The organism is Sphingomonas sp. GV3 (genome assembly GCF_031082075.1).
GTDB lineage: Bacteria > Pseudomonadota > Alphaproteobacteria > Sphingomonadales > Sphingomonadaceae > Sphingomonas > Sphingomonas beigongshangi.
Genome location: NZ_JARWLE010000001.1, coordinates 3006827 through 3033289, shown reverse-complemented (window position 1 = coordinate 3033289; position 26463 = coordinate 3006827). Strand labels below are relative to the sequence as shown.

At 67.8% G+C, this 26463-nt stretch carries 31 protein-coding genes; 11 read left to right on the top strand and 20 right to left on the bottom strand.

Translation table 11 applies throughout. The features are described from left to right. Positions 1–3: 3 nt before the first annotated feature. From RF701_RS14310 to petA, 4 genes are all read right to left on the bottom strand, one after another. Positions 4–534: an adenine phosphoribosyltransferase gene (locus tag RF701_RS14310; protein ID WP_308815349.1), complete on the bottom strand. Its 531-nt coding sequence runs from the start codon at positions 532–534 to the stop codon at positions 4–6. A gap of 264 nt (positions 535–798) precedes the next feature. Beyond that, positions 799–1641 carry a cytochrome c1 gene (locus RF701_RS14305; protein WP_203308523.1) on the bottom strand — a complete coding sequence of 281 codons (843 nt, stop codon included), beginning with the start codon at positions 1639–1641 and terminating at the stop codon, positions 799–801. Between the two features lie 24 nt (positions 1642–1665). Next, positions 1666–2952: a cytochrome b N-terminal domain-containing protein gene (locus tag RF701_RS14300; protein WP_203308524.1), complete on the bottom strand. Its 1287-nt coding sequence runs from the start codon at positions 2950–2952 to the stop codon at positions 1666–1668. Between the two features lie 14 nt (positions 2953–2966). Beyond that, complete coding sequence (gene petA / locus RF701_RS14295; protein ID WP_238940752.1) at positions 2967–3542, bottom strand: ubiquinol-cytochrome c reductase iron-sulfur subunit; 576 nt, start codon at positions 3540–3542, stop codon at positions 2967–2969. 203 nt (positions 3543–3745) lie between these two features. Between petA and RF701_RS14290 the strand changes: the two genes are divergently transcribed. The 4 genes from RF701_RS14290 to RF701_RS14275 all read left to right on the top strand — a co-directional run bounded on the left by RF701_RS14290 (position 3746) and on the right by RF701_RS14275 (position 6561). Beyond that, positions 3746–4222, top strand: a complete 477-nt coding sequence (locus RF701_RS14290; RefSeq protein WP_308815348.1) for a tRNA (cytidine(34)-2'-O)-methyltransferase — start codon at positions 3746–3748, stop codon at positions 4220–4222. 82 nt (positions 4223–4304) lie between these two features. Next, positions 4305–5066 (top strand): Crp/Fnr family transcriptional regulator, encoded by a 762-nt coding sequence (locus RF701_RS14285; RefSeq protein WP_308815347.1) that lies wholly within the window; start codon positions 4305–4307, stop codon positions 5064–5066. 48 nt (positions 5067–5114) lie between these two features. Further along, positions 5115–5957, top strand: coding sequence for an oxygen-dependent coproporphyrinogen oxidase (hemF, locus tag RF701_RS14280; protein WP_308815346.1), 843 nt, complete (start codon positions 5115–5117; stop codon positions 5955–5957). 4 nt (positions 5958–5961) lie between these two features. Beyond that, positions 5962–6561, top strand: coding sequence for an N-acetyltransferase (locus tag RF701_RS14275; protein WP_210356965.1), 600 nt, complete (start codon positions 5962–5964; stop codon positions 6559–6561). Here the strand turns inward: RF701_RS14275 and RF701_RS14270 are convergent. After that, the gene (locus tag RF701_RS14270; protein WP_308815345.1) at positions 6534–7289 is read right to left on the bottom strand and encodes a hypothetical protein; all 756 of its coding nucleotides are present in this window, start codon (positions 7287–7289) and stop codon (positions 6534–6536) included. The genes RF701_RS14275 and RF701_RS14270 overlap by 28 nt on opposite strands. Before the next feature lie 10 nt (positions 7290–7299). Continuing rightward, positions 7300–8124 (bottom strand): hypothetical protein, encoded by an 825-nt coding sequence (locus tag RF701_RS14265; protein ID WP_246848091.1) that lies wholly within the window; start codon positions 8122–8124, stop codon positions 7300–7302. 167 nt (positions 8125–8291) lie between these two features. On the opposite strand from RF701_RS14265, the gene lipB reads away from it, so the two are divergent. The 3 genes from lipB to RF701_RS14250 all read left to right on the top strand — a co-directional run bounded on the left by lipB (position 8292) and on the right by RF701_RS14250 (position 10307). Further along, positions 8292–8996, top strand: a complete 705-nt coding sequence (gene lipB, locus RF701_RS14260) for a lipoyl(octanoyl) transferase LipB (RefSeq protein ID WP_210356967.1) — start codon at positions 8292–8294, stop codon at positions 8994–8996. Positions 8997–9083: 87 nt separating this feature from the next. Beyond that, positions 9084–9347: a hypothetical protein gene (locus RF701_RS14255; RefSeq protein ID WP_203308532.1), complete on the top strand. Its 264-nt coding sequence runs from the start codon at positions 9084–9086 to the stop codon at positions 9345–9347. A 216-nt stretch (positions 9348–9563) separates the two neighbouring features. Beyond that, positions 9564–10307 carry a hypothetical protein gene (locus tag RF701_RS14250; RefSeq protein ID WP_246847972.1) on the top strand — a complete coding sequence of 248 codons (744 nt, stop codon included), beginning with the start codon at positions 9564–9566 and terminating at the stop codon, positions 10305–10307. Positions 10308–10529: 222 nt separating this feature from the next. Here the strand turns inward: RF701_RS14250 and queE are convergent, their stop codons facing one another. The 5 genes from queE to RF701_RS14225 form a co-directional block, all read right to left on the bottom strand. Then, the gene (gene queE / locus RF701_RS14245) at positions 10530–11162 is read right to left on the bottom strand and encodes a 7-carboxy-7-deazaguanine synthase (protein ID WP_203308533.1); all 633 of its coding nucleotides are present in this window, start codon (positions 11160–11162) and stop codon (positions 10530–10532) included. A gap of 8 nt (positions 11163–11170) precedes the next feature. Next, positions 11171–11869, bottom strand: coding sequence for a 7-cyano-7-deazaguanine synthase QueC (queC, locus tag RF701_RS14240; RefSeq protein ID WP_210356969.1), 699 nt, complete (start codon positions 11867–11869; stop codon positions 11171–11173). Between the two features lie 233 nt (positions 11870–12102). After that, positions 12103–13014, bottom strand: a complete 912-nt coding sequence (locus RF701_RS14235; protein WP_308815344.1) for an Hsp33 family molecular chaperone HslO — start codon at positions 13012–13014, stop codon at positions 12103–12105. Between the two features lie 112 nt (positions 13015–13126). After that, the gene (argF, locus tag RF701_RS14230; RefSeq protein WP_308815343.1) at positions 13127–14047 is read right to left on the bottom strand and encodes an ornithine carbamoyltransferase; all 921 of its coding nucleotides are present in this window, start codon (positions 14045–14047) and stop codon (positions 13127–13129) included. A gap of 45 nt (positions 14048–14092) precedes the next feature. Further along, positions 14093–15289 carry an aspartate aminotransferase family protein gene (locus RF701_RS14225; RefSeq protein WP_210356972.1) on the bottom strand — a complete coding sequence of 399 codons (1197 nt, stop codon included), beginning with the start codon at positions 15287–15289 and terminating at the stop codon, positions 14093–14095. A gap of 288 nt (positions 15290–15577) precedes the next feature. Between RF701_RS14225 and RF701_RS14220 the strand changes: the two genes are divergently transcribed. Beyond that, a complete protein-coding gene (locus tag RF701_RS14220) occupies positions 15578–15844 on the top strand; it encodes a hypothetical protein (protein ID WP_210356973.1) in 267 nt (88 codons plus the stop codon). A gap of 49 nt (positions 15845–15893) precedes the next feature. On the opposite strand, the gene RF701_RS14215 is transcribed toward RF701_RS14220, so the two are convergent. From RF701_RS14215 to RF701_RS14205, 3 genes are all read right to left on the bottom strand, one after another. Then, positions 15894–16886, bottom strand: a complete 993-nt coding sequence (locus RF701_RS14215; RefSeq protein WP_308815342.1) for a hypothetical protein — start codon at positions 16884–16886, stop codon at positions 15894–15896. A 270-nt stretch (positions 16887–17156) separates the two neighbouring features. Continuing rightward, positions 17157–19142, bottom strand: coding sequence for a DNA topoisomerase IV subunit B (gene parE, locus RF701_RS14210; RefSeq protein ID WP_308815341.1), 1986 nt, complete (start codon positions 19140–19142; stop codon positions 17157–17159). Between the two features lie 196 nt (positions 19143–19338). After that, positions 19339–19614 (bottom strand): hypothetical protein, encoded by a 276-nt coding sequence (locus tag RF701_RS14205; RefSeq protein WP_308815340.1) that lies wholly within the window; start codon positions 19612–19614, stop codon positions 19339–19341. A gap of 39 nt (positions 19615–19653) precedes the next feature. Here RF701_RS14205 and RF701_RS14200 point away from each other — a divergent pair, with 39 nt between their 5' ends. Then, positions 19654–19839: a hypothetical protein gene (locus tag RF701_RS14200; protein ID WP_308815339.1), complete on the top strand. Its 186-nt coding sequence runs from the start codon at positions 19654–19656 to the stop codon at positions 19837–19839. A gap of 202 nt (positions 19840–20041) precedes the next feature. Here RF701_RS14200 and RF701_RS14195 read toward each other — a convergent pair whose 3' ends face one another. Beyond that, on the bottom strand, positions 20042–20737 hold the full coding sequence (locus RF701_RS14195; RefSeq protein ID WP_308815338.1) for a GcrA family cell cycle regulator: 696 nt from the start codon (positions 20735–20737) through the stop codon (positions 20042–20044). A gap of 66 nt (positions 20738–20803) precedes the next feature. Between RF701_RS14195 and RF701_RS14190 the strand changes: the two genes are divergently transcribed. Both RF701_RS14190 and RF701_RS14185 read left to right on the top strand, forming a co-directional pair. Continuing rightward, complete coding sequence (locus RF701_RS14190; protein WP_210356977.1) at positions 20804–21658, top strand: ABC transporter permease; 855 nt, start codon at positions 20804–20806, stop codon at positions 21656–21658. Positions 21659–21693: 35 nt separating this feature from the next. Then, a complete protein-coding gene (locus tag RF701_RS14185) occupies positions 21694–22935 on the top strand; it encodes a serine hydrolase (protein WP_308815337.1) in 1242 nt (413 codons plus the stop codon). 18 nt (positions 22936–22953) lie between these two features. Here the strand turns inward: RF701_RS14185 and RF701_RS14180 are convergent, their stop codons facing one another. The 5 genes from RF701_RS14180 to RF701_RS14160 all read right to left on the bottom strand — a co-directional run bounded on the left by RF701_RS14180 (position 22954) and on the right by RF701_RS14160 (position 26436). Beyond that, the gene (locus tag RF701_RS14180; protein ID WP_308815336.1) at positions 22954–23397 is read right to left on the bottom strand and encodes a c-type cytochrome; all 444 of its coding nucleotides are present in this window, start codon (positions 23395–23397) and stop codon (positions 22954–22956) included. Between the two features lie 61 nt (positions 23398–23458). After that, positions 23459–24031, bottom strand: coding sequence for a GNAT family protein (locus RF701_RS14175; RefSeq protein ID WP_308815335.1), 573 nt, complete (start codon positions 24029–24031; stop codon positions 23459–23461). After that, a complete protein-coding gene (locus RF701_RS14170) occupies positions 24028–24825 on the bottom strand; it encodes a LysR family transcriptional regulator (RefSeq protein ID WP_203308545.1) in 798 nt (265 codons plus the stop codon). Before RF701_RS14170 ends, RF701_RS14175 begins: the two co-directional genes overlap by 4 nt. Next, entirely contained in the window at positions 24822–25220 is a 399-nt protein-coding gene (gene apaG / locus RF701_RS14165; RefSeq protein WP_210356980.1) for a Co2+/Mg2+ efflux protein ApaG, read from the bottom strand. The genes RF701_RS14170 and apaG overlap by 4 nt, the downstream gene beginning before the upstream one ends. Before the next feature lie 10 nt (positions 25221–25230). Continuing rightward, positions 25231–26436: an aminotransferase class I/II-fold pyridoxal phosphate-dependent enzyme gene (locus RF701_RS14160; RefSeq protein ID WP_308815334.1), complete on the bottom strand. Its 1206-nt coding sequence runs from the start codon at positions 26434–26436 to the stop codon at positions 25231–25233. Positions 26437–26463 lie beyond the last annotated feature (27 nt).

Genomic DNA, 26463 nt, shown 5'->3' with positions numbered 1-26463 from the left:
CTTTCAATGCCCCGGAAAGGCGAACAGCGAATCGACGCGGACACCGTCCGCCGCCAACGCGGCCGCGCCGCCGAGATCGGGCAGGTCGATGACGAACTGCGCCTGCTCCACCTCCGCGCCGGCTTTGCGCAAGAGCCGGATCGCCGCGCGCGCCGTGCCGCCCGTCGCGATCAGATCGTCGACCAGCAGCACGCGCTGACCCGGCACGAGCGCGTCCTCGTGCATGGCGATCCGGTCCTGGCCGTATTCGAGCGCATAATCTTCCGCGATGGTCGCCCCCGGCAGCTTGCCGTCCTTGCGGATCAGCAGCACACCCGCCCCCAGCGGGACGGCAAGCGCGGCAGCGAACAGAAAGCCGCGCGCCTCGATCCCGGCGACGAGGTCGACCGGCCCGACCGTTGCGGCCGCCATACGCGCCACCGTCTGCGCCAGCCCCCGCGGATTGAGCAGCAAGGTCGTGATGTCACGGAACTGTATCCCCGGCTTGGGGAAGTCGGGAATCGTGCGGATCAGCGCCTTGAGATCGTCGTTCATGCGAGCCGCTTTCGCGTGGCTTGGTGGCGGGGTCAATGGGGGGTGGCTGCGCCTGCCCATTCCTTCGTCATCCCGGCGCACGCCGGGAGCCATGGACACGATTGCGGAGCGATGGCGCGACACCGCCGGCCGCCCGCAACCATGGGTCCCGGCGTTCGCCGGGATGACGAAAGGGGGCGGCCGGCTACCCAAAACAAAGGGCGAGCGGCGCCGATGTGCGCCACCCGCCCCTTTCGTCCCGCACCGCCCGCCAGGCGGCGGGGATCAATGCTTCACGTCGCGCCAGACGTTCTGATAGGCGCCCCAAGCGAGGAAGATGAAGATCGCCAGGAAGATCACCGCGGCCAGCCCCGCGCCATGGCGCGCTTCGAGGTTCGGCTCCGCGGTCCAGGTCAGGAACGCCGCGACGTCGCGCGCCATCTGGTCGCGGGTCGCCTTGGTGCCGTCCGTGTAGGTGACCTGTCCATCCTGCGTCAGCGGCGGCGGCATCGCGATGTTCAGGTTCGCGAAATAGGGGTTGTAGTGCAGCCCCTTGGGCGTCGTGAAGTCGGGGAACTCCCGCTTCATCTCCGCCGGCGGGTTACGATAGCCGGTGATCAGCGCGTGGACGTAGTTCGGCCCGTCCTCGCGCGCCTTGGTCATCAGCGACAGATCGGGCGGCAGCGCGTTGTTGTTCGCGGCACGTGCGGCGACCTCGTTGGCGAAGGGCGACGGGAAGTGGTCCGACGGCACGTTCTTGCGCGTCGATGCCTCGCCGGTCTCCGGATTCACCGTCGGCTGTTCGATCACCCACTGGTTGGCGATCGCCTTCACCTCGGCCTCGGAATACCCGATCTTGGTGAGGTCGCGGAAGGCGACGTACTTCAGGCTGTGGCAGGCCGAGCAGACCTCCTTGTAGACTTGGAAGCCGCGCTGGATCTGGCGGTTGTCGAACTTCCCGAACCAGCCGGCGGACGGCAGGTGGATATCCTCGGGATGGAGGTGGAAGACCTTTTCGGGCCCCTCCTTCGCGGGTTCGGTGATGGCGGTCTTGACCGTGCCGAACAGCGCGATCGCCAGCACGAAGACGAAGGCAGCGCCGACCAGGGATGAGATGATACGGACCATTGTCTTATTTCCCCCTGGGCCGGATCAGGCCTGCGCCGCGCTGTGCGCGAGGCTGGTGCCGCCGTGCTTCGCCAGCACCGCCTCGGTGATCGAATTGGGCAGCGGGCGCGGACGCTCCGAGCGGGCGACCCACGGCAGGATGATGAGGAAGTGCGCGAAGTAATAGGCCGCCGCGATCTGCCCCATGATGACGTTGCGCGGCAGCGGCTCAGCCCCGCCGACATAGCCGAGCACCAGCACGTCGGCGAGCAGGATGCCGAGGAAGATGCGATACTTCGGCCGGTAGTTGGCCGAACGCACCGGCGACGAGTCGAGCCATGGCAGGAAGAAGAGGAGCAGGATCGAGCCGAACATCGCCAGCACGCCCCACAGCTTCGCCGGCAGGATGAAGTCCGCGGTGAAGCTCTTCAGGATCGCGTAGAAGGGCAGGAAATACCATTCCGGAACGATGTGCGCCGGCGTCGAGAGCGGGTTCGCCTCGATGTAATTGTCCGGATGGCCGAGCAGGTTGGGCGAGAAGAAGATGAACAGCGCGAAGATCAGCAGGAAGACGCCGAGCCCGAAGCCGTCCTTCGCGGTGTAGTAGGGGTGGAAGGGGACAGTATCCTGCTCATCCTTCACCTCGACGCCGGTCGGGTTGTTCGAGCCGGGGATGTGCAGCGCCCAGATGTGCAGCATGATCACGCCCGCGATCACGAACGGCAGCAGATAGTGAAGCGAGAAGAAGCGGTTGAGCGCGGCGTTGTCCGGCGCGAAACCGCCGAGCAGCCAGACGCGGATCGTCTCGCCGACCAGCGGAATGGCCGAGAAGAAGCCGGTGATGACCTGCGCGCCCCAGAAGCTCATCTGCCCCCACGGGAGCACATACCCCATGAATGCGGTCGCCATCATGAGGAGGAAGATGACGACGCCGAGCAGCCACACCATCTCGCGCGGCGCCTTGTACGAGCCGTAATAGAGGCCGCGGCCGATGTGGATGTAAACGACGGCGAGGAACATCGAGGCGCCGTTGGCGTGCGCATAGCGCAGGAACCAGCCGGCGTTGACGTCGCGCATGATGCTTTCGACCGAGCCGAACGCGACGCCGGCATTGGCGGCATAATGCATCGCCAGCACGACGCCGGTGATGATCTGCATCGCCAGCGCCGCCCCGGCGAGCACGCCGAAGTTCCAGAAATAGTTGAGGTTCCGCGGCACCGGATAACCCGCGCCGACGGCATTGTAGACGAGGCGCGGCAGCGGCAGCTTCTCGTCGAGCCACCGCATCAGCGGCTGCTTCGGCTCGTAATGCTTCGCCCAGGGAAAGCTCATGTCTCGGGTCTCCCTTAGCTGGCCACGCCGACCGTGACGGCCGTGTCGGAATCGAACTTGTAATCGGGGACGAGCAGGTTCTTCGGTGCCGGTCCCTGGCGAATGCGCGCCGCGGTGTCATAGGCCGAACCGTGGCACGGGCAGAAATAGCCGCCGAACGGTCCCCGGTTCTCGCCCTCGCGCGCGCCGAGCGGCACGCAGCCGAGATGGGTGCAGACGCCCAGCGTGATCAGCCAGTTCTTCTTGCCGGGCTTGGTGCGCTGTTCCAGCGTCTGCGGATCGCGCAGCGTCGACAGCGACACCGCATCCGCGTCCGCGATCTCCTTCGGCGTCAGGTTGCGCACGAACAGCGGCTGCTTGCGGAACGTGGTGACGATCGCCTGACCGGGCTCGACCTTCGACAGATCGACCTCCGTCGTCGACTGCGCGAGCACGTCGGCGGAGGGGTTCATCTGGTTGATCAGCGGCAGCACGATCGCGACCGCGCCGACACCCGCGAAGGATACGGCGGCGATGTTGATGAAGTCGCGGCGACGGGGATCGGGCACCTCCTCGTGGAACGGCTCCGGCGATTCACCGGGAGGCACCATGCTGTCAGTCGCCATGCGTCTCTCACCCTAACCGTCTTTATTGCGGCGGAGCCATCTCCGTCGTTCCTGCTGGAACCTTCGAAAGACACCCCGTCCGAACACCGCCATCCCCTTGGCAGGCTGGTCGCGGTGATAGACGGGCCTCGCGCGCTTTGCCAACAGGCTTTTTGCGCGGCGCGTCACCGCGCGATAGGACGATCGCGATGCGCCTTGCCCTTTACCAGCCCGATATCGCCGGCAACGTGGGTACGCTGATGCGCCTCGCCGCCTGTATGGACGTCGGCCTCGACCTGATCGAACCGATGGGCTTTCCCTTCGGCGACAGGGCGATGGCGCGCGCCGCGATGGATTATGGCGTGGCCGCCAGCATCCGCCGTCACGCCGACTTCGACGCGTTCGTCGCATCCGTGCCGGGCAGGATCGTGCTGCTCACGACGCGCGGTGCCACACCCCTCCCCGACATGACGTTCCAGCCCGGCGACACCCTGCTGCTGGGCAGCGAAGGCGCCGGCGTCCCGGCCGAGGTCCACCACCGCGCCGATGCGCGCGTGCGCATACCGATGCGCGCGGGCATGCGGTCGCTCAACGTCGCGGTGTCCGGTGCCATCGTCCTGGCCGAAGCGCTTCGCCAGACGAACGGCTGGCCGCCGACGGACCCGTCCCTCGCGCGACAGGATTAGCGAGCGAAGACAGCAACATGCGTCAATTGCGCCTGGCGGGTTTCACGCTAGCAAGGACACTTCTTCTGACCGGAACCGTACCTTGCTCGACCCGCAATCTCACTCTGTTCCCCTGCCGACCCACCGGCTCAAGGAATTCGCAAGCCTTACGGCCGGTGAACTTGCGCGCATCCGCGACCTGACGGAGGCGCCCGTTCGCCTTCCCCGCCATGCGATCATCCGGCGGGAGGGTGAACCGGCGCAGGCCGTGTGGCTGCTCTCGGACGGCTGGGCGGCCTCGTCGATGCTGCTGTCCGATGGCGAGAGGCAGATCCTGAAGCTGCATTTGCCCGGCGACATGCTCGGTTCGACGGCCTTGTGCGTCATCGGCGCGCCCGACACGCTGACAGCGCTGACGCCCGTCACCGTGCATCGCATTCCGACCCAGGCGTTCGGGGCGCTGTTCATGTCGAATCCCCGCTTTGCCGCCTGTATGTTCCTGAGCGCGCAGCGCGAAAGGGTTGCGTTGATGGATCGGCTGGCGACCGTGGGACGCATGTCCGCGCTCCAGCGTCTCGGCGCGCTGCTGCTGGACCTCAGCGATCGGCTGGCGGCGGTGGCGGGTGCCGCCTCCGAAAGCTTCGACCTGCCGGTGACGCAGGAGCAGATCGGCGATTACCTGGGGCTGACGGGCGTCCACGTGAACCGGATGATCCGCCAGCTCGAAGTCGACGGGATCATCCTGCGCGATCGGAACCGCATCACGATCCCCGACCGGCAGCGCTTGCGCAGCCTGGCGGGGGTGCAGGACCGCCGGCTTGCGCACGATCCTGACTGGCTCAAGGCCGTCGCGCCCGACGTGTGACGGCTGCGGTGCTTCCACGCGCATGGCCGAGCCTGTAAGGCAGCGGTCATGCTGACGCTCGACGCCGAACAGACCGCCGCCCGGACGTGGTTCGAATCCCTGCGCGACCGGATCTGCCTTGCGTTCGAGACTATCGAGCGCGAGGCGGGATCCGATGCCGCCTTCGCCTATACGCCTTGGGACCGCGCGGACCCGTCGGGCGCCCCCGGCGGCGGCGGCGTGCGCGGCGTGATGAAGGGGCGGGTGTTCGAGAAGGTAGGGGTCAATGTCTCCACCGTCGGCGGCACGTTCGAGGGCGAATTCGGCAAGACGATCCACGGTGCGGGCAGCGATCCGCGCTTCTTCGCCACCGGCATCAGCCTTGTCGCGCATATGGCCAATCCGCACGTCCCCGCGGTTCACATGAACACGCGATTCCTGGTGACGACCAAGCGCTGGTTCGGCGGCGGCGCGGACCTGAACCCGCCGCTGCCCTATGCTGAGGACACCGAGGATTTCCACGCCACGCTGAAGGCGGCATGCGACGCGCACGATGCGGCCTATTATCCGCGGTTCCGGCAATGGGCGGACGAGTATTTCTTCATCCCGCACCGCGGCGTGCATCGCGGCGTGGGCGGCATCTTCTACGATCACCTGGAGGGCGATTTCGAGGCGAACTTCGCCTTCACCCGCGCGGTGGGCGAGGCGTTCCTCGACGCCTTCCCGCGCATCGTCCGGCGAAGGATGGCCACCCCGTTCACCGACGCCGACGTCGCGGCGATGCGCGCCTGGCGCGGCCGCTATGCCGAATTCAACCTCGTCTACGATCGCGGCACGCTGTTCGGTCTGAAAACGGGCGGCAACATCGACGCGATCCTGATGAGCCTGCCGCCGCTCGCCACCTGGGAGTGAGCGGGTGGCGCTGATCGACGTGCCGCCCGACCAGCTGGCGACGGTCGTCACGACGCTGGAAATGCGCGCCCGGCCGCCGCTGCGGCCGCTGCCCGCATCCCCGCTACGGCTGGTGGCGTGGCGGACGCCGGAGCCGGCGCGCTATCGCCTGCTGTTCGAGCGGATCGGCGGTCCCTGGCTCTGGTATTCGCGCCTGGCGATGGACGACGCCGCGCTGACACGGATCATCCACGATCCTGCCGTCGTCATTCACGCGGCGGTCGACCGCGCGGGGATTGAGGTCGGCATGGTCGAACTGGACTTCCGCGCGGCGGGCGTATGCGAACTTTCCTATTTCGGCCTCGTGCCCGAGCTCGCGGGCCAGGGTCATGGCCGCTGGATGATGGCAGAGGCGCTGGCCCGCGCGTGGCGGCCCGGCATCGCGAAGCTGTGGGTTCACACCTGTACGCTCGACCACCCGTCCGCGCTCAATTTCTATCGGGCACAGGGGTTCGTCGCGGTCAAGCGGACGCTCGAAACCTTTCCCGATCCCCGCGCGCTCGGCCTGTTGCCGGAAAGCGCGGGTGCGCATGTCCCCTATCTGGCCGGGCCAAGCCGACGATAGGCGACGACGGCGACGAGCGCACCGGCGAGCTGTGCCGCGCTCGCCACCGCGGCGGCGAGCGCGTCGACGAGCGCCACGCCCAACGGATTGGCGCCGCCGCCGCCCAGCCACGTGCCGAGCAGCAGGAAGGGCTGGCCCCCGAGCATCGCGGCGAGATAGATGAAGGCGGTAGCGCCGAGCAGCGCGAGCTGCGCAGGTCGCGTGCGGCGCCACGACCGTCCCACGGCTGCAAGCGCACCGACCGGCGCCTCCGCGACGAGCGTCGGGCCGGCGAGCAGGAAGCGGCTCATCAGCCACAGGCCCGGCAACAGCAGCAGGTACATGCCGGCGCCGGCGGGTACCTGCACCACGAGCATCGCGAGAAGAAAGCGTGGATATAGTCGCAGCGCGCGCTTGAGCGCCTGCCCGACCGTCGGCCGATCCGGGTCGAGCATGAGGCAATAGACGAGCGCGATCCCGAAATAGGTGACGAGGAACGCGAGCACGCAGCCCAGCCCGTAATCGCCCATCCAGCCGTCGAGCGCGGTCATCCAGGCCTGCGCCCGTGCCTGGGTGTCCACGATCTTGTCGTCGGGCAAGGGGAATGGCGCGACCAGCAACGTGACGGCATAGGTCGGCAGGAAGATGAACAGTCCCGCGATCCGCACCAGCAGGTCGGCGTCGCGGCGAAACAGCGCCCAGCCCTCCGCGATCAGGCCGGCGAAGGTCGGGCGTCCGGACGTCTGCACGCGATGGTCCTCAACCGTCCGCGGCGCGGCGCTGCGCGGCGAGCACGACGTAGAGCTGCGTCGTGAACACGATCGCGATGACGCTGAACACCGTCGACACCGCCGCGGTGGCGATTGCGGTGACGAACAGGACGGTCGCCACGCCCTCGCGCCCCAGCAGCAGGCCCAATACGGTGCCGACCACCGCCTGAGTCGCCCATGTTGCGACGAGCAGGACGACGACCCACAACAGCAGCACGCCGACGATCCGCCATGTATGCCGTCGCGTCAGCCGCCAGCTCCGCCCGATGGCGCCCAGGGCCAGCCGCTCGTTGACGATCACCGCATAGGTGAGCGCGAGACGGGCGCCGACGAACAGCAGGACGATGCCCAGCACCAGGATGTAGAGGCCGGCGAAGGCCGCCGCCCCCGGCGCGACCGCGAGTTGCTGCGTGCCTGCGGCGGCCGCGGCGAAATCGAACCCCGCACGCGCCATGACGAAGAGCGGTGGGAGCGCGAGCAGCGTCAAGGCCACCACGAGCACCACCATCACGCCTAGCGCCGGCAGGAACCGTGCCGTCGCCATATGCCGTGCGTCCGGTCCCTGCGTCTCCGGCGCGCTGGACGCGGCGATCAGGGCAAGCTGTCCCCACAGGGAAACCAGCGCGACCACGATGGCGAGCAGGCCGCCGATCGCCGCCGACACGGGCGCGGGCCCGCCGCCGATGGGGGTCGTAGCCCATATGTACCCTGCCCGGATCACACCGGGCAGGAACAGCGTCGGTGCGGCGATCGCGGCCAGCATGGCGCCTCGCCCGCTCAACACCGCGCTGCTGCGGTCCCACACGCTCGCCATCCTGACCATCGCCCGTCCCACCTTTCGCCCGACTGTCGAGCGCGGGGACTAGCCCAAGGCAAGGCTCTTGACCATCGCTTGCGCGAGGGGCTCTTGACCATCACTTGCGCGAAGGGCGCTCGACCATCGCTTGCGCGAGGGGCGACCGTTGCGCCATGGCCAGCCGCATGACGGATGCGCTCCCACCCTATGACCTGCCGCCCGCGCTCAACGGGATCGAATGGCGCGTGACGCCGGGTCTGACGCCCTATGAAGCCGCGCTCGCCGAAATGGAGGCCCGCGCCGCGGCGGTTGCGGCAGGCGAGGCACGCGAACTCGTCTGGCTGCTGGAGCATCCGCCGCTCTACACAGCGGGAACGAGTGCCGATCCCGCCGAACTGATCGACGCGCGGTTTCCGGTGCATGTGACTGGCCGCGGCGGCAAATACACCTACCACGGCCCCGGCCAGCGGATCGGTTACCTGATCCTCGACCTCAACCGACGTGGCCGCGACGTCCGCTGTTTCGTCCATGGGCTTGAGGGATGGGTGATCGCCGCGCTTGCCCGGCTGGGCGTCGAGGCGTTCCGGGCGGAGGGTCGCGTCGGCATCTGGACCCGCGACGGTGCCGAGGCCGGCGCACCCGAGGCCAAGATCGGCGCGATCGGAGTGCGGGTGAAGCGCTGGGTGACGCTGCACGGCTTCGCGGTCAACGTCGCGCCCGACCTGTCCCATTTCGGTGGTATCGTGCCCTGCGGCCTGCCGGACTTCCCGGTCATCAGCCTCGCGGCGCTCGGCCGGCCTAGCCCGCTGGAAACCTTTGACGCCGCCCTTGCGTTCACCGCCCCGGCGTTCCTCGATACTCTTTCTTGTGCCACGGAAAACGAGGCTTGAGGGGCAGGCGTTATGTGCTAATGTCCACCGTGATTTGGGATTAAAGGGCCAGCAAGCCGTCCAAATCCGTTTTCTAGGGAGCTTCCAATGCGTGCAATCATCTCCAAGGTCCTGACCGGCTCGCTGATCGCCGGCGCCGCGCTCGCCGTGTCGGCTTGCGGCCCGAAGACGGAGACCACCACCGAAAACACGATGGTCACCGACATGAACAGCAGCGACGACATGGGCACCATGTCGGACAACATGACCGCGGTCGACGGTTCGACCAACGGCGGCATGATGGCCAACGACACGATGATGGCGAACGACACGATGATGTCGAACACCACCACGACCACGAACGCCATGTAATCGACCCCCTCACGGGTTCATTACGTTCGTGAAACGGCCGTCCGGGAGACCGGGCGGCCGTTTCTTTTTGTTCCCCCGCCCCATGTCGTCTTGGCGCCACCGCGACTCAATTCGTCGCGTCCTAGACCTGATCATGGTAAATGGGGGATTGGGTCGGGCCCGGAATTCCTGTATTCTGCGCGGCATAACATACCCGCTTCGGGAGGAACCCTACCCATGACCCTGTTGCGTACCGCGATCGCCCTCGGCGGCGCGGCGATGGCCCTGACGCTGGCGGCACCGGCCTCGGCACAATTCTTCCTGCGCTCGCACGATTTCCGCAGCGACACGCTGAAGGGAGATCCCAGCGGCGTCGCCGAGCTGCTGCCCGGCGCGACCGATGCCGAACGTAGCGCGGCGGTCAGCTGGAACATGCGCGCGGCCCTCAACGTCGCCGCGCTGCAGTGCCAGTTCGAACCGACGCTGCTCGCCGTACAGAATTACAATGCGCTGCTCACCGACCATTCCGCCGAGTTGAAGGGCGCATTCGACACGATCGCCAAATATTTCGCGCGCACGAACAAGACCCCCAAGGCCGGCACCGCCGCGCTCGACCAGTTCGGCACGCGGCTGTACGCGGGCTTCACGCCGGTCGCGGCGCAATACGGCTTCTGCCAGACGGCGAGCGTGATCGGTCGCGACGCGACCTTCGTCCCTCGCGGCAGCTTCGCCGCTTTTGCCGCCGAGCGGCTCCGCGAGCTGCGCGCCAGCCTGATGGCGCCTTATGGCGAACAGCATTTCTCGCGCTATCTGGGCCGCGACTATGCGTCCAAGCCGCGGTTCGATCCGGTCTGCTGGGACAAGCGCGGCGACTGGTCGATCAAGAAGTGCGGCACGTTCAACTGGCCGCCGGCGGCCGCCCCCACCGCGGCGATCGCCGCCGGCGCGGCTCCGGCGGCGGCGCAGACCGCGCTCCGCTGAACCCGGCGCGGCAATCCGATCGTGCCGCGCCCGGCCCCGCGAGGGGCCCGGCACGATCGGATTGCGCCCCCCTCCTGAGTGTCCCCGCCCCCTCCCGGGACGGCACGGGCTGGACATGATCCGATGCACCGCCGCTGACCCGGCCTCGCCGGATCAGCCGTTAGCGTGCGATCCAGCAACGCTGAATCGGCGTGGTACCGGCCACCAAGCACGTGGAAAACTCTAGCGCAATCCCAGCATCTTGTGCGTTTGGAGCGTCAGCCGCCATTGCGGCCGCTCCATGACTACCGCGATCGCCGCGGCAACATGCGCGGGCGCATCGGCGTCGTCGAGCGGCTGGAGCAGGCGGTGACGAAAGTCCCAGCGCTCAATCTCATCCAGATCCGACCCCGGCTGCGGCCAGACGAGCTTGAGCTCGTCGCCCGAGCGCTGGACCACGATGCTGCCGGCCTTGGGACTGACGCAGACCCAGTCGATCCCGGGGTGCGCGGGCAAGGTCCCGTTGGTCTCGATCGCGATCCGGAAACCCGCTGCGTGCAGCGCCTCGACGAGGGCGTCGTCGACCTGGAGCATCGGCTCGCCCCCGGTCAGGACGACGAAGCGATGGTCGGCTCCCGGCCCCCAGAAACCCTCGACCGCCGCGACCAGCGCCGCCGCATCGGCGAAGCGTCCTCCCCCAAGTCCGTCGGTGCCGACGAAGTCGGTGTCGCAGAACCGGCAGATCGCGCTGGCACGATCCAGTTCGCGCCCCGACCACAGGTTGCAGCCGGCGAAGCGCACGAACACCGCGCGCGCGCCGGCATTGGCGCCCTCGCCCTGCAGCGTCAGGAACATTTCCTTGACCGCATAGCTCATCGGAGGGGTTAGGCCCGCGTGGCGTAGGTGGTGGGATCGGCGATCCCGGCTTCCTCGAAGCCGCGCGCGCGCAGGCGGCAGCTGTCGCACAGGCCGCAATGGACGCCGCCCGGCGCGGGATCGTAGCACGACCAGCTGAGCCCCATGTCGAGGCCGAGACGCGCGCCCTCCCGCACGATGTCCGCCTTCGTCATATGCTGGAGCGGCGCGTGAATGCGGAAGGGCTCTCCCTCCACCCCCGCCTTGGTGGCGAGTTCTGCCAGCCCCTCGAACGCGGCGATGAACTCCGGCCGGCAGTCGGGATAGCCGGAATAATCCAGCGCGTTCACGCCGATGAACAGGTCGCGCGCGCCCGCGGCCTCCGCCCAGCCGAGCGCGAGGCTGAGGAAGATGGTGTTGCGGGCGGGTACGTAGGTGACCGGGATGCCTCCGCCCTCTTCCGTGCCCGCGCCGTCCTTGGGCACGGCGATATCGTCCGTCAGCGCCGATCCGCCGAAGGCCGCCAGATCCATCGGCAGCACGATATGCCGTTCCGCGCCCAGAGCATGCGCGACGCGGCGCGCCGCCGCGAGCTCGACGCGATGGCGCTGGTTATAGTCGATCGACAGGGCGAGCAGGCGATACCCCGCCTCGCGCGCGCTGGCGGCGGAGATCATCGAGTCGAGCCCGCCCGAGACGAGCACGACGGCAATCGGTTGAAGTGTCATGATCCCCGCGCGGCTAGGCCAAAATGCCCCAAAAGAAAAGGGCCGCGGAAAACCGCGGCCCGAAAGGAGAGAGCGTCGCCGCCCTTTAGGGAGAAAAAAGCGTGCCCATACAGACTGTGCACACGAGCGGCCCTAGCAGCCGGTCGGTAAATATCCGGTTAACCCGTTGCGTTCCCACGTGTTTATGAAGACGTCGGCCAGACGTTCGCACGGCGCGACGAACTACGCGACCCCTATCCCGCCGCCTGCGGCTCCGCCGGCACGGGGAATTTGGTCGCGCAGAAGGCGCAATCCACCTGGATCAAACCGTTCTCGTCCGCCATTTCGCGGCGCTCCTCGAGCGAGAATTTTTCCAACACGCTCGCGATATAGCTGGCGGTGCAGCGACAGCCGCGCGCCAGCGGCGTGTCGGTCAGGACGCGGACATCCTGCTCCTCGTTGAACAGGCGCCAGACGAGCGTCTCGAGCGGCAGCGTCGGTTCCGCGAGTTCGTCGACCCCCATCGTCTCGCCAAGGGCGGCGACGTGCTCCCATTCCGGATGGTCGAGACGCGTATGCAGGCGTTCGCGGCCGAGTTCGCCTTCGGGCAGATGCTGGAGGAACAGGCCACCCGCGATCGTGCGTCCGTCGCGCTTGGCGACGCCGACCCGCACGAGGCTCGGGATCTGCTCCGACTGGACGAAATAGCTCTGCGCTGCCTCGGCCAGCGTGGCGCCATCGAGCGGGACGATGCCCTGGTATCGTTCGCCCGTCGCGGTCATGTCGAAGGTGATCGCAAGATAGCCCTCGCCGAACAGCGCGAACAGCGTCGGTTGCTCGGGGAGCGTCGCCAGCCGGTCGCCGTCATATTGGATATACCCCCGCACCTCGCCGCCACGATAGTCGCACACGAGCAGCGTCACCGCGCCGCGGTCGGTACGCGTCTGCAAGGTCAGCTGCGCCTGCGGGTCCTTGAGCATCGACCCCATCAGCGCCGCCAGCGTGATCGCTTCCGCGAGCAGCGCTTCGATCGCCGGGGGATAGGCGTGAGCGGCAAGGATCTGGTCGAGCGCGGGGCCTAGGCGAACGACACGCCCACGCGCCGAGCGGGAGGGGATCGCGAACGCCAGCGCGCGATCCAGGTCGAAAGTCACGGTCTGTTGCATCGCGACAAGATGGGGTGCGCCGCGCGGCGGTCAACAGGCGGGCGGACACCCCGCCGCAGCGGGCCGGTCGCGCTCCCCATTCCGACCGCGCAGGACTAGCCCGATGCGCAGCTTACCCGGTCTGCCCGAAGCACCAGCGCAGCACCGCCTTCTGCGCGTGCAGGCGGTTCTCCGCCTCCGCCCAGATCAGCGACTGCGGCCCGTCGATCACCGCCTCCGTCACTTCCTCTCCTCGATGCGCCGGCAGGCAATGCAGGAACGTCGCGTCGGGCTTGGCGCGCGCCATCAGCGCCTCGTCGACCTGAAACGGCATCATCGCGGCGAGCTTCGTGTCGGCATGCGCCTGGCCCATGGAGATCCAGGTGTCGGTGACGATGACGTCCGCCCCCTCGACCGCTTCCGCCGCCGTACCGACGACGCGCGCGCGCCCCCGTCCCAGCGCGACATCGGCCTCGGTCGGCTGGTAGCCTTGCGGACAGGCGGCGACGACATCGAAGTGCATCAACCCCGCCGCCTCGATGATCGAGGCGAGCACATTGTTGCCGTCGCCGAGCCATGCGATCTTCAGGCCGGGAAGCGCCTTGCCGCTTTCCAGGATCGTCTGCAGGTCCGCCATGATCTGGCAGGGATGCGACGCGTCGGTCAGGCCGTTGATCACCGGCACGCCGGCATGCGCCGCCATCTCCTCGACCTTGGCATGGTCATCAGTGCGGATCATGATTGCGTCGACATAGCCCGACAGCACGCGCGCGGTATCGGCGATACTCTCGCCGCGACCGAGCTGCATCGAGCCTGCGTCCAGCACGATCGACGTGCCGCCGAGCTGGCGGATCGCCATGTCGAAGCTGACGCGGGTGCGCGTCGAATTCTTCTCGAAGATCATCGCGAGCACGTGGCCGGCAAGCGGCGCATCGGCATCGATGCGGCCCTTGGGCCAGCCCGCGCGCGCCGCCTTGCGGGTCATCGCATCGTCCAGCATCGCGGCTAGGCCATCGGGACCGGCGTCGGTCAGGTTCAGGAAATGGCGGATCATGGCAGGTCCTTCTTTCCCTCTCCCGCATGGGAGAGGGAGAGACGTTCAATCGTCGCTCGCCGGCGCGAAGACGCGCGCCGCATCCGACAGTTTCTCGATACATTCGGCGACGTGCTCATCCTCGATCACCAGCGGTGGCAGGATGCGCACGACATTCTCGCCCGCGGCGACGAGCAGCAGATTGTGGTTGTCGCGGGCATGGGCGACGAATTCGCGCGGTTCCACCCCGGCCTTGAGCTTGAGGCCGAGCATCAGCCCCTTGCCGCGAACACCCTCGAAGACGTGATCGTGGTTCGGGATCAGCTGCTCCAGCGCGCCGCGCAGCCGCTCGCCCATCGTGGCGACATGGTCGAGGAAGCCGTCCGCGAGCATGACGTCGAGCACCGCCTGCCCGGCCGCCATCGCCAGCGGATTGCCGCCGTAGGTCGAGCCGTGCGTGCCGATCACCATGCCCTTCGCCGCCTCTTCGGTGGCGAGGCAGGCGCCCAGCGGGAAGCCGCCGCCAATGCCCTTGGCCACCGACATGATGTCCGGCTCGATGCCATAATGCTCATACGCCCACATCTTGCCGGTGCGGCCATAGCCGCACTGCACCTCGTCGAGGATCAGCAGCAGGCCGTGCTCGTCACAAGCCTGGCGCAGGCCCTGGACGAATTCCGGCGTCGCCACCGACACGCCGCCCTCGCCCTGGATCGTCTCGACCATGAATCCGGCGGTGTGTTCGTCGACCAGCGCCAGCGCCGCTTCGAGATCGTTGAACGGCGCATAGGCGAAGCCGGGCAGCAGCGGCTCGAAGCCGTCGCGCATCTTGGGCTGATTGGTGGCGGAGATCGCCCCCATCGTGCGCCCGTGGAAGGCGTTGTTGAAGGTGATGATCGTGTGCCGCTGCGGATTGCCGTTGGCATAATGGTAACGGCGCGCGGTCTTGATCGCGCATTCCACCGCCTCGGTGCCCGAATTGGTGAAGAACACCGTGTCGGCGAAGCTGTGGGCGACGATCCGCTCCGCCAGCGCCTCGCCCTGCGGGCTGCCGTAGAGGTTCGACACGTGCATCAGCGTCGCCGCCTGATCCGCGATCGCCTTGACGAGGTGCGGATGGCCATGGCCCAGCGCGTTGACGGCGATACCCGCCGCCATGTCGAGATAGCGGCCGCCGTCCTCGGAGATCAGGTAGCAGCCCTCGCCTCGGACCGGACGCACCCCGCACCGTGGGTAGACGGGCATGAGCGGCGTAATGGTCACGGAAGGTCTCCTTCTCTCCAAACGAGAAAGGGCGGCCCGTCGAGGACCGCCCGGCGTGCCTATTACCGGGAATGGCATTGGGGAATCAACACCCCGGAGACGTACCGTGCCGCCCGGACACGATCATGCCAGATCATGGCGCAATCCACCCGGACCTCGCAATCCACGCCAGACCGTCACGATGCTTATCATTGTTTTACAGTAACTTAGGTGTTTGGCATGACTAATGCAGTGCCCCGGTTGGAGGCCAAGGAGCCTCAAGAAGCACTTCCGCCAGGGAAAATGACCATGACCTATCGCTCGATTGCCACCCGCGCCGCCACCGCGACGATCGCCTCCGCGCTTCTTGCCGCGGCGTTCGCGACTCCCGCGCTTGCCCGCTCGAAGGGCCCTGCCACGATCACGCTGACGGCCAAGATGCAGGAGAACAAGGAGGGCCGCCTCTGCATGCCCAAGACGACCCTGGGCAACAAGGCGACCAAGGCGATGCCGGACACGCTCTGCCAGACGCGCGCCGACTGGGAAGCGCAGGGCGTGACCTTCGTCGTCAAATGAAGACGGCGGCGGACGGCCCCGCGTACCCGCGGGGCCCGTCACGCGTCGACTAATTTACCGCCACCGACTTCCCGCGATAGGTGGACGACAAATCCATCGTTTCGAGCCTCGGCGTCCGCGACCTGATATAGGCGTGGGTGCCCGTCGGCATGACCATGTCGTGCACCATCGCATAACGCTCCACACGATAGAGGCCGGGCGAATCGGGCGCGGCATCGAAGGGCGTGTAGCGCCGCTGCGCGACGAGCTTGAGCTTTAATGGCAGCCATGCCCCTGGCTTATTGTCGGAAGTTTGCCGCACCTCGACGTCATCGACGCGACCGTCGGGACGAACCCAGAAGGCGACATCGGCCCACTCAGCCGAATTACCCATAGCGGTCGAGTCAGTCAGGCCCGAGCGCTGATAGTCGAACAGAGGTTCGTAAAGGAGAGCCACGGCATCCGGCGAACGGACACGCGAAAATTTCGCCGCCGCCGCGGGATCGGAATGCTTGTCCTCCAGCAGGGCGATACGGGCGGACAATTGCGTCAGCCCATCGCGAAATGGCGCCATGGCAGGGTCCCTGTCGGCCGCGATCTTGGCGACCGCACGACGCGCGCGCACCCTATAGTCAGGATTGACGCTCGCCGCCGCCGAGATGAGCACGGCGTCACGGAACAAGGCGTGTCCACGTACGGCACCGAGCCCGTGCCGCTCGGCCGCACGCGCCACCTTCAGGTAGATGCTCGACGCGGCTTCCATGCGCCCCGCGCGGGCCATCTGGTCGCCCGTTTCCAGCCGCTGCATCATCACGATCGCGTCCTGGCTCGCCAGTCCCTGCTTCAGCGTTGAGACCGCCTGCAGCGTCTGGTCCATCGCAAAAATGGGCTGGCCATCGAAGGACGAAACCCTGGCGTTCACCCGTGCGAGATCGGAAACAAGGGTCGGGTAAGTCTTCGCATAGCGATCGTTGCGTCGCTGCGCCTGCGACAACGTCTGGCGTGCGGTCGGAAAGTCGCCATTCAGGAACAAGGCGTTGGCGTAAGCGATACCGGCCCGCATTTCCTTATCCGGGGGGCAACCTTTCGCAAGGCACGCTTCCCACGCCTCCCTCGTATCCTTGAGGCGCGTCGCCGTTACGACGATCGTATCGTCGCCGTTGTCTGACGGTGCGGAAGGGGAGACGACACTGGCGGCTTGCAAGGCGAACAACGCGAGTATCATCATGACTAATCTCCCACATCACAGCGTGGCTAAGTTTTCATGGTGAGTCCAGCGCCGCTGCAAGACCTGCCTGCATTGCTCATCGATACGGACCATGAGCCGCCAAAATTATGCGTCGATCGCCTCCTCATCGAGCCGCGCGGCGTTTTCCTGGATGAAGGCGAAGCGGTGCGCCGGATTGTTGCCCATCAGGCGATCGACCAGATCCTTCACCCCGGCGCGCTCCTCATATTCCTGCGGCAGGGTAATGCGGATCATGCCGCGTGTCTTCGGGTCCATCGTCGTCTCGCGCAGCTGTTGCGGGTTCATCTCGCCCAGCCCCTTGAAGCGCGCGACCTCGACCTTCTTGCCCTTGAACGCCGTGCGTTCGAGTTCGGCACGGTGCGCGTCGTCGCGCGCGTAGAGCGACTTCGCGCCGCTCGTCAGCCGATAGAGCGGCGGCTGTGCGAGATAAAGGTGCCCTCGCCGCACCAGATCGGGCATCTCCTGAAAGAAGAAGGTCATCAGCAGCGTCGCGATGTGCGCACCGTCGACATCGGCGTCGGTCATGATGACGACGCGCTCGTAGCGTAGATTGTCCGGCACGCAATCCTTGCGCGTGCCGCAGCCCAGCGCCTGGATCAGGTCGGCGATCTCCTGGTTGGCCAGGATCTTGGCGCTGGTCGCGGATGCGACGTTCAGGATCTTGCCGCGGATCGGCAGGATCGCCTGCGTCTTCCGGTCGCGCGCCTGTTTCGCCGAGCCGCCCGCCGAGTCACCCTCGACGATGAACAATTCGGTACCCTCGGGCGAGTCGGCGGCGCAGTCGGTCAGCTTGCCGGGCAGCCGCAGCTTGCGCGCGGAGGTCGCGGTCTTGCGCTTGACCTCGCGTTCCGCCTTGCGGCGCAGCCGCTCGTCCATGCGGTCGAGCACGTAGCCGAGCAGCGCCTTGCCGCGCTCCATATTGTGGCCGAGCCAATGGTCGAAATGGTCGCGCACCGCCTTTTCGACCAGTCCGGCCGCCTCCGGACTTGTCAGCCGGTCCTTGGTCTGGCTCTGGAACTGGGGATCGCGGATGAAGACGCTGAGCATGAGCTCGCTGCCGACCATCACGTCGTCGGCGGTGATGTCCTTCGCCTTCTTCTGGTTCACCAGCTCGCCGAAGGCGCGCAGGCCCCGCACCAGCGCCTGACGCAGCCCCTGTTCGTGCGTGCCGCCGTCCGGCGTCGGGATGGTGTTGCAATACCAGCTGTAGCTGCCGTCGCTCCACAGCGGCCACGCGACCGCCCATTCGACGCGCCCCTGTTCCCCGGGAAAGTCCTGCCGCCCCGCGAAGAAGTCCGCCGTCGCGCACTCGCGTCCGCCGATCTGCTCACGCAGATGGTCCGCAAGCCCGCCCGGGAACTGGAACACCGCCTCCGCCGGCGTATCGGTTCCCTCGACGAGCGAGGGCGCGCACTTCCACCGGATCTCGACGCCCGCGAACAGATAGGCCTTCGATCGCGCGAGCTGGTACAAGCGCTTGGGCTTGAAGCCGAGTTCGGGTCCGAAAATCTCGGTGTCCGGCGTGAACGCGACCGACGTGCCGCGCCGGTTGGGAGCCGCGCCGACGTGCTCGAGCGGCCCCACAGTCTGTCCGCGACTGAACCGCTGGCGGTAGAGCTGCCGATCGCGGGCCACTTCGACCACCGTGTCGCTCGACAAGGCGTTGACCACCGAAACGCCGACGCCGTGCAGGCCGCCGCTGGTCGCATAGGCCTTGCCAGCGAACTTGCCGCCGGAGTGCAGCGTCGACAGGATGACCTCGAGCGCCGACTTGTCGGGAAACTTGGGATGGGGATCGACGGGAATCCCGCGGCCATTGTCCACGATTGTCAGCCGGTTGCCCGGCTCCAGCGTCACCTCGATGCGCGTCGCATGGCCGGCCACCGCCTCGTCCATCGCGTTGTCGAGCACCTCGGCGGCAAGATGATGCAGCGCGCGTTCGTCGGTCCCGCCGACGTACATGCCGGGACGCCGGCGTACGGGCTCCAGCCCTTCGAGCACCTCGATCGAGGAGGCGTCGTAACTGTGCGATGCGGATGGGGAGGAGGAAGCGAACAGATCGTCGGCCATGTGCGAACGTATGGGGTACGGCGGCGCTTAGGGCAAGCGCGGGGGGACAAGCACGGGGCCGTAATCGGATCGCGACGATCGATTTGCGTGCGTGCCGTCAGATACTTGCCACCCCCCGGCAGCTGATTTCCCGGATCACCGCGCCAGGCCGGCCGTCAGGCGGCCGGGTCGCGCACGGTGATCCGCGCACGGCGTGCTAGGCCGCCTCGTCGCCTATCCAGCGTTTGGACATGAGGGCGGCCTCGATGACGTGGTCGCGGAACTGCTGGACCATGCAGAGCGCGCTCAACCGATATCGCGGCCAGCTGATCTGCGCGTCGGTCGCGCTCCATCGCGCGACGAACTGGTCATAGTCGCTGCGCAACTGGATACATGACGCAAGAAGCGCGCGAGCATCCGCGGTCGCGTCGTCGACCCGACTCCACAGCGAACGGTCGCAGATCTCTTCGCGGATGAAGCGCTCGTACGCCATGAGCGCCTCCTCCAACTCGCGCCTCAGGTGGCGGAGGCCGTGGGTATCCGCATCACGATGACGTTCCGTGATGAGCGGGTGAGCGGCCGCTATAACGTCGAGCAGGTGCCGATGGTGACGCGCCAGCAAGTCGATCCGGTAGGTCATACAACCGAGATGACAGCAATTACTTGCTATTTTATGATCTCGATCAATGATTTGTGGTTGTACTTTGATACCGTATAAAGGCCAAAACGGTTTGATTCACCATCGCGGCAGCGTGCCGCATGCATCGCTCTCGGCCTCCCGATCCGATCGGCGGTCACCGGCAGTGGCGCCCCACCAACCACGCGGCTGACGCCAGGCCGACGAACGTCGCGTGCACGCGAAATGTCGCGCGCACGCGCCAGCCAGACGCTGCGGGAGGTGTTGACCGGCTGCGCCGGAATCAGCGCACGCGCGGTCCGCCGAACGGCAGCGGCGGCGGGGGACGGCGGTCGCGGCGCGGAAGCTGCGCCTGGTAGGCGTGCCCGCAATGCTCGACGCAATAGGGGAAGCCGGGGTTCACCTTGTCGCCGCAGAAGTGGAAGTCCGGCTCGCCCGGATGGCCGATCGGCCACTTGCAGATACGGTCGTTGAGATCGAGCAACGTCGTCTTGCCCGCGATCTCCGGCGACGGCTTCGCGGGGACGAGGCGGCGCGGCGGCGCGGGCGTGGAGGGCGCCTGCTGCTCGCCCGGCGCCTGGCGGACGAAGCCGCCCGGCCCGACCGAGCGCAGCACCGGCTGGGGATCGCGCACCGGCGGTTCCGCCGCCGGGGACGAGACAGTCGCGGCGCGCACGGGTTCCGGATCGGGATCCGAATCCGGTTCCGGTTCCGGTTCCAGTTCCGCAGCGGCGACGGGCGCGGGCGGCGGCGGCGGCGGGGTGACCGCTGCCGGCTCGGCCGGCGCAGGCTCCGCCGCCTTCGCCTCGGGATCGTTGGGCTTCACCGGCGATGGGCGCGACTGCAGCCCCAGGCGGTGCGCCTTGCCGATGACGGCGTTGCGGCTGACGCCGCCGAGCGCATCGGCGATCTGGCTGGCGGTCTGCCCCGCCTCCCACATCGTCTTGAGCGTATCGATCCGCTCGTCGGTCCAGGACATGGTCTTTCCTCACTCACACGTCAGCCGGGTTGCAGGCGGCAGCCGCTGCGGTTACCCGCTTGGCGCATGAGCAGCCAGCCCCCAATCGGCCAAATTCCTTCGGCGATCCGGTCCGCACCCGGCGTCCCGGTGATCCGGAACGTGAACTGGGGCGGCCTGAAGACCCTCTATGTGAAGGAGGTGCGCCGGTTCTTCAAGGTCCAGCTCCAGACGCTATGGGCGCCGGCGATCACCACGTTGCTGTTCCTCGTCGTCTTCACCATTGCGACGGGCGCCAAAAGCCCCGTGCATGTCGGCGGCGTCGTCATCCCCTTCGCCGACTTCATCGCGCCCGGCCTGATCATCAGCCAGGGCATGATGGGCCCCGCCTTCGCCAACGCCAGCTTCTCGCTGCTCGTCGGCAAGATCCAGGGAACGATCGTCGACTATCTGCAACCGCCGCTGTCGACCGCGGAGCTGCTCGCCGCGCTGGTCGGCGGCGCGATGACCCGCGCCTTTCTCGTCGGCTTCATATGCTGGTGTGCGATGGCGCTCTATCCGGGCGTGCACGTTGCGGTCAGCCATCCGCTCGCGGTGCTGTGGTTCGGATTCCTGGGGGCCGGCTTCCTCGCCTTTCTCGGTGTGCTGACCTCGATCTGGGCGGAGAAGTTCGACCATGCCGCGGCGGTAACCAATTTCGTCATCGCGCCGCTGTCGCTCCTGTCGGGAACCTTCTACTCGGTCGATCGGCTCGCTCCGGCGTTCCGCGCGTTCAGCCACGCCAACCCCTTCTTCTACATCATCTCGGGCTTCCGCTATGGCTTCCTCGGCACCGCCGACTCGCCGATATTGGTCGGCAGCGTCGCGATCCTCGCCGCGGACGTCGCGCTCGGCATCGCCTGCTATCTGCTGCTGCGCCGCGGCTGGAAGCTCAAGAGCTGATCCGCCAGGCCGCTCCCGCCGCGCTTGCCGCGCTGATGCTGACCCCGTCCACCCCCGCGTGGGCGCAGCAACAGGCGCAGGCGCAGGCGATCGAGCCGCAGCTCGGCCAGCGGGCGCATCAGTTGATCGACGTGCTGGCGGGCAGGTACGTCTTCGACCGTTACTTCGCGCCCGCCTTCCAGACGGCGGTCCCAAAAGAGCGATTCGATGCCCTTGCGGCGCAGTTGCGCGCGAGCCTCGGCGCGCCGCTGCGGGTCGTCACGATCGCGCCCGAGGGGCGATGGTCGGCGCAACTGACGATCGCCTATGAACGGGGCACGGCAACGATGCGGCTGGCGATCGATCTCGCCGCGCCCCACGCGGTCACCGGCCTGCTCGTCACCGGTACGCAGGTCGCCGACGATTCCGCCGCACATATCGCCGCGGACCTTGCTGCCCTGCCCGGCCAGGCCGCGCTGGCGCTCTACGCGCTCGACGGCAAGCAGCCGCCATCCTTGGCCATCCAGGATGCACGGCCGATGCCGCTCGGCTCCGCGTTCAAGCTGTGGGTACTGGCCGAGCTGGCACGGCAGATCGCGGCGGGCACGCATCGCTGGGACGAGGTGGTGCCGACGGGCACGCCCTCTCTGCCGACGGGTATCCTGCAATCCTGGCCGCGCGCGACACCGATGACGGTGCAGTCGCTCGCGACGCTGATGATCGCGGTGAGCGACAATACCGCGACCGATACGCTGATCGCGCTGCTGGGCCGCGACGCGGTCGATGCCACTGCCGCGCGCTACGGCGGGTCTGGGCCGGTCCTGACGACGCGCGAGGCGTTCGCGATCAAGGCCGATGGCACGTTGACACAGCGCTGGTCCGCCGCGGATGCGCAGGCACGGCGCGCGATGCTGAGAAGGATCGGCCCGGCTCTGGCCGCCGCGCCGCTCGACCCGATGATGTTTGCCGGCGCACCGCTCGCCACCGACAGCGTCGAATGGTTCGCCGCACCCCGGGACGTGGTCCGCCTGCTCGCCGACCTGCGCGACGCAGGACCGGTGGTGCGTGCCATCCTGGCGATCAATGCGGGAACGGATCCGGGCACCGCGCGACGGCTCGACTATGTTGGTTTCAAGGGCGGGTCCGAACCCGGCGTCATCGCTTTGTCCTATCTGGTCCGGACGAAGGACGGCCGCTGGTATGCGCTCGTCGGCGGTTGGCATCGCACCGATGCGGCGGTCGACGAGGGAAAGTTCGCCGCGCTGGCGATGCGCGCTTTAGGGCTGATCGGCCGCTGAGCCGAAGACGACGTTGGATCAGCGCTGCGCGGCGAGATACGCGATGATGTCGGCGCGATCGAGCGGGTCGGCGAGCCCCGGGAATCCCATCGACGTACCCGGCGCGAAGCGCTGAGGATTGGCGAGCCACGCATCCATCCGGTCGGGCGTCCACCGCCCGCCGACCTGTTGCAACGCCGCGGTATAGCCGAAGCGGGCGCTGTTCTGCCCGACCGGCTTTCCCATGACGCCGAACAGGTTCGGACCGTTGCGGTCGGGTGCGCCGCGGCGGATCGGATGACAGGCGGCGCATCGCCCAAACAGCGCGGCGCCGGCGGATGCGCTGGCGACCGACGCTAGCGCCGCCCGCGTGGGTGCCGCCCCGGCCGCGCGGCGCCGCGCCTCCTTGTCCTCGCCCGAGCAAGCACCGCAGCACAAAGATGTACCGACGACGAACCCCAGCAGCAGGACACGGCAGCGCATGACGACCTTCCGCTGGGATGAACCGCGTTTCTCCGGCGCGGTTCCGAAGGAGGCGCCGGGCCTATGCCCCGCCGTGCCGGCGGTCGCCCGATGGCGCATATGACCACTCGTCCGCAAGCAACCCGTAAATCAGCGAATCGCGCACGCCGATATGCGTTTGCCACTCGCCGCGCAGCCGCCCTTCCAGGACGAAGCCGAGGCGCTCCAGAAGACGGATCGACGCCTGATTGTCGGGGTCGGTGTCGGCGAACACCCGACGATAGCCTTCCCCGAACAGCTGTTCGATCACCGCGGCCACGGCCTCGCGCGCGATCCCCCGGCCCGTCACCTGCAAGGCGAGCAGATAGCCGATCTCTGCGACCCCGCCCTGCCGCTTCGGACCGGCCGCGACGAAGCCGACCGCATGGTCCTCCCCCGTCTTGGTGATCGCCCAGGCACGCCAGGGGCCTTCGCCGTCGGCAGAGAAATGCGCGCGCAGCGCGGCGACGCTGTCGAATGGCGCGTGCGACCACCAGCGCATCGCAGCCGGGTCGGCCATGGTCGCGAACAGCGCGTCGGCGTCCCGCGGGACCCGCGGTCGCAGCGTCAGCCGCGTCGTCGCCAGCGTCGGGGTCGGCGCTGCGGTCGGCGTCACGCGGTCAGCGCGTCGACCAGCGCCCGCACCTTCGCCTGCCGCCATTGCGGCAGCGGCGCAACCAACCAATAGCCAAGGCGCGACGGTTGCGGCTCGCCCGTCACGACCAGCCGCCCGGCGGCGATGTCGCGTGCCGCCAGCATTTCCGGCACCACCGCCTGCCCGAGGCCCGAGGCCGCCGCGTCGATCGCGAGGCCGGCGTCGGCGACGCGGACCAGCGCCTGGCCATCACCGTCCCCCGGCCAGCCGATCCTCGCCGTGGCGCCGCCCGGCGCGGTGACGGTGACCATGCCTTCCGACTCGAGCGCCTCGCCCTCGTGTTCACCCGGCCCCTCGCCCCAGCGGATGGCAAGGTCGAGGTTGGCCTCGGTGAAATCGAGCGCGGTGCCGCCGCCATGGCTGTCGGCCGGCAGCAGCACGAAGCGCAGGTCGGGATCGTGCGCCGCGATCGCCGCCAGACGCGGCATCAGCCATTTCTCGGTCACGTCGCGCGGCGCGGCGATGGTCAGCGACTTGGACGACTGGCCCGCCTGCATGGCGCGTACCGCCTCTTCGAACTGCAGGAAACCGTCGCGCAGCGGTGCAAGTCCCGCCTCCGCCTCCGGCGTCAGCTCCAGCCCGCGCGTCGTGCGGCGAAAGAGGACGACGCCCAGCGTGTCCTCCAGCGCGCGGATCTGCTGGCCGACCGCCGCCGGCGTCACCGCCAGTTCGTCCGCGGCGCGCGTGAACGACAGGTGCCGTGCCGCCGCGTCGAGCACGCGCAGGCCGTTCAGCGGCAGGTGCGTACGCTTCATGTCTCCACCGCCGGCGCGATCAACGCAAAGCGCGGAATGGCGACGTCGAACGTATCGCCGCAGGCGCCGATCATGCGGTAGCTGCCCTGCATCGCCCCGGAAGGAGTCCCGAGCGGACAGCCCGACACGTAATCGTAGCTGCCGCCCGGCGCGATCACCGGCTGGTCGCCGACGACGCCCTCGCCCTCGACGCTATGCCGCGCGCCTCGACCGTCGGTGATGATCCAGTGACGCGTCAGCAGCTGTACCGGTGCCGCCGTCGCGTTCTCGATCCGGATATGATAGGCCCAGAACCAGCGGCCGCGTGCAGGTTCCGACTGGTCCGAAAGGTAGCTGACCGACACCCGCACGGTGACGCCGTCGGTCGTCGCGGCATGCGGAAACAACTGCTTCACCGTCCCGTCCTCACAATCCGGCGATCTTCAGCGCCTGATCGAGGTCGTCGATCAGGTCCTGCGGATCCTCGAGACCGACGTTCAGGCGCAACATGCCCTCGGTGACGCCCATCTCCGCACGCGTCTCCGCCGACACGCCGGCATGCGTGGTCGACGCAGGATGCGTCATCAGCGAGCGCGAATCGCCGATGTTGTTGGAGATGTCGATCAGCAGGAGCGCGTCGAGCAACGCATGCGCCTGCTCGCGCCCCTCCACCTCGAAGGCAAAGATCGGCCCGGTCGCACGCATCTGGCGCATCGCGAGATCGTGCTGCGGATGGCTCGGCAGGCCCGGGTGGAGGATGCGGGGTACGCGCGCCTCGAGGAATCGGCCGACCGCCAGCGCATTCTCCGACTGGCGCATGATCCGGAGATCCAGCGTCTCCAGCCCCTTCAGCACCACCCAGGCATTGAACGGGGAGAGCGTCGGGCCCGTGTTCCGCGTGAACGGCAACAGCGTGTTGGTGATGAAATCCTCGGTGCCGCACACCGCCCCGGCGAGCACGCGCCCCTGCCCGTCCATCATCTTCGTCGCCGAATAGGCGGTCACGTCGGCGCCGAAATCCATCGGCCGCTGCAGCGCGGGCGTGGCGAAAGCGTTGTCGACGACGGTCGTGATGCCGCGCTCGCGCGCGATGGCGCAGATCGCCGCCAGGTCGGCGACGTCCATCGTCGGATTGGCGGGCGTCTCGAAGAAGAAGACCTTGGTCTCCGGCCGGACCGCGTCGAGGAATTGTTGCGGGTCGCGCGCATCGACGATCGACGTCGCAATACCGAACTTTGGCAGCAACGTGTCGGTCAGCCATCGGCACGACCCGAACGCCGCCCGACCACCGACCAGATGATCGCCCGCCTGGAGCTGGCAGAGGAGCACTGCGGTCATCGCGGCCATGCCGCTCGCCATCGTGCGGCACGCCTCCGCGCCTTCCAGCAGCGCGATCCGCTGCTCCAGCATTTCGACGGTCGGGTTCTGCAGGCGGGAATAGGTCATCCCCTGCTGCTCGCCGGCGAAGCGCGCCGCCGCGTCCGCCGCCCGGTCGTAGGTGTAGCCGGAGGTGAGGAACAGCGCCTCGCTCGTCTCGCCATATTCGCTGCGCGCGGTGCCGCCGCGCACCGCGAGCGTCGCGGGGCGCCACGACTGGGTGATCGAACGGTCCTGGCCTGCCTTGCGCTTCATGGCGTCCGCTTTGCCGGGAAGACGCGC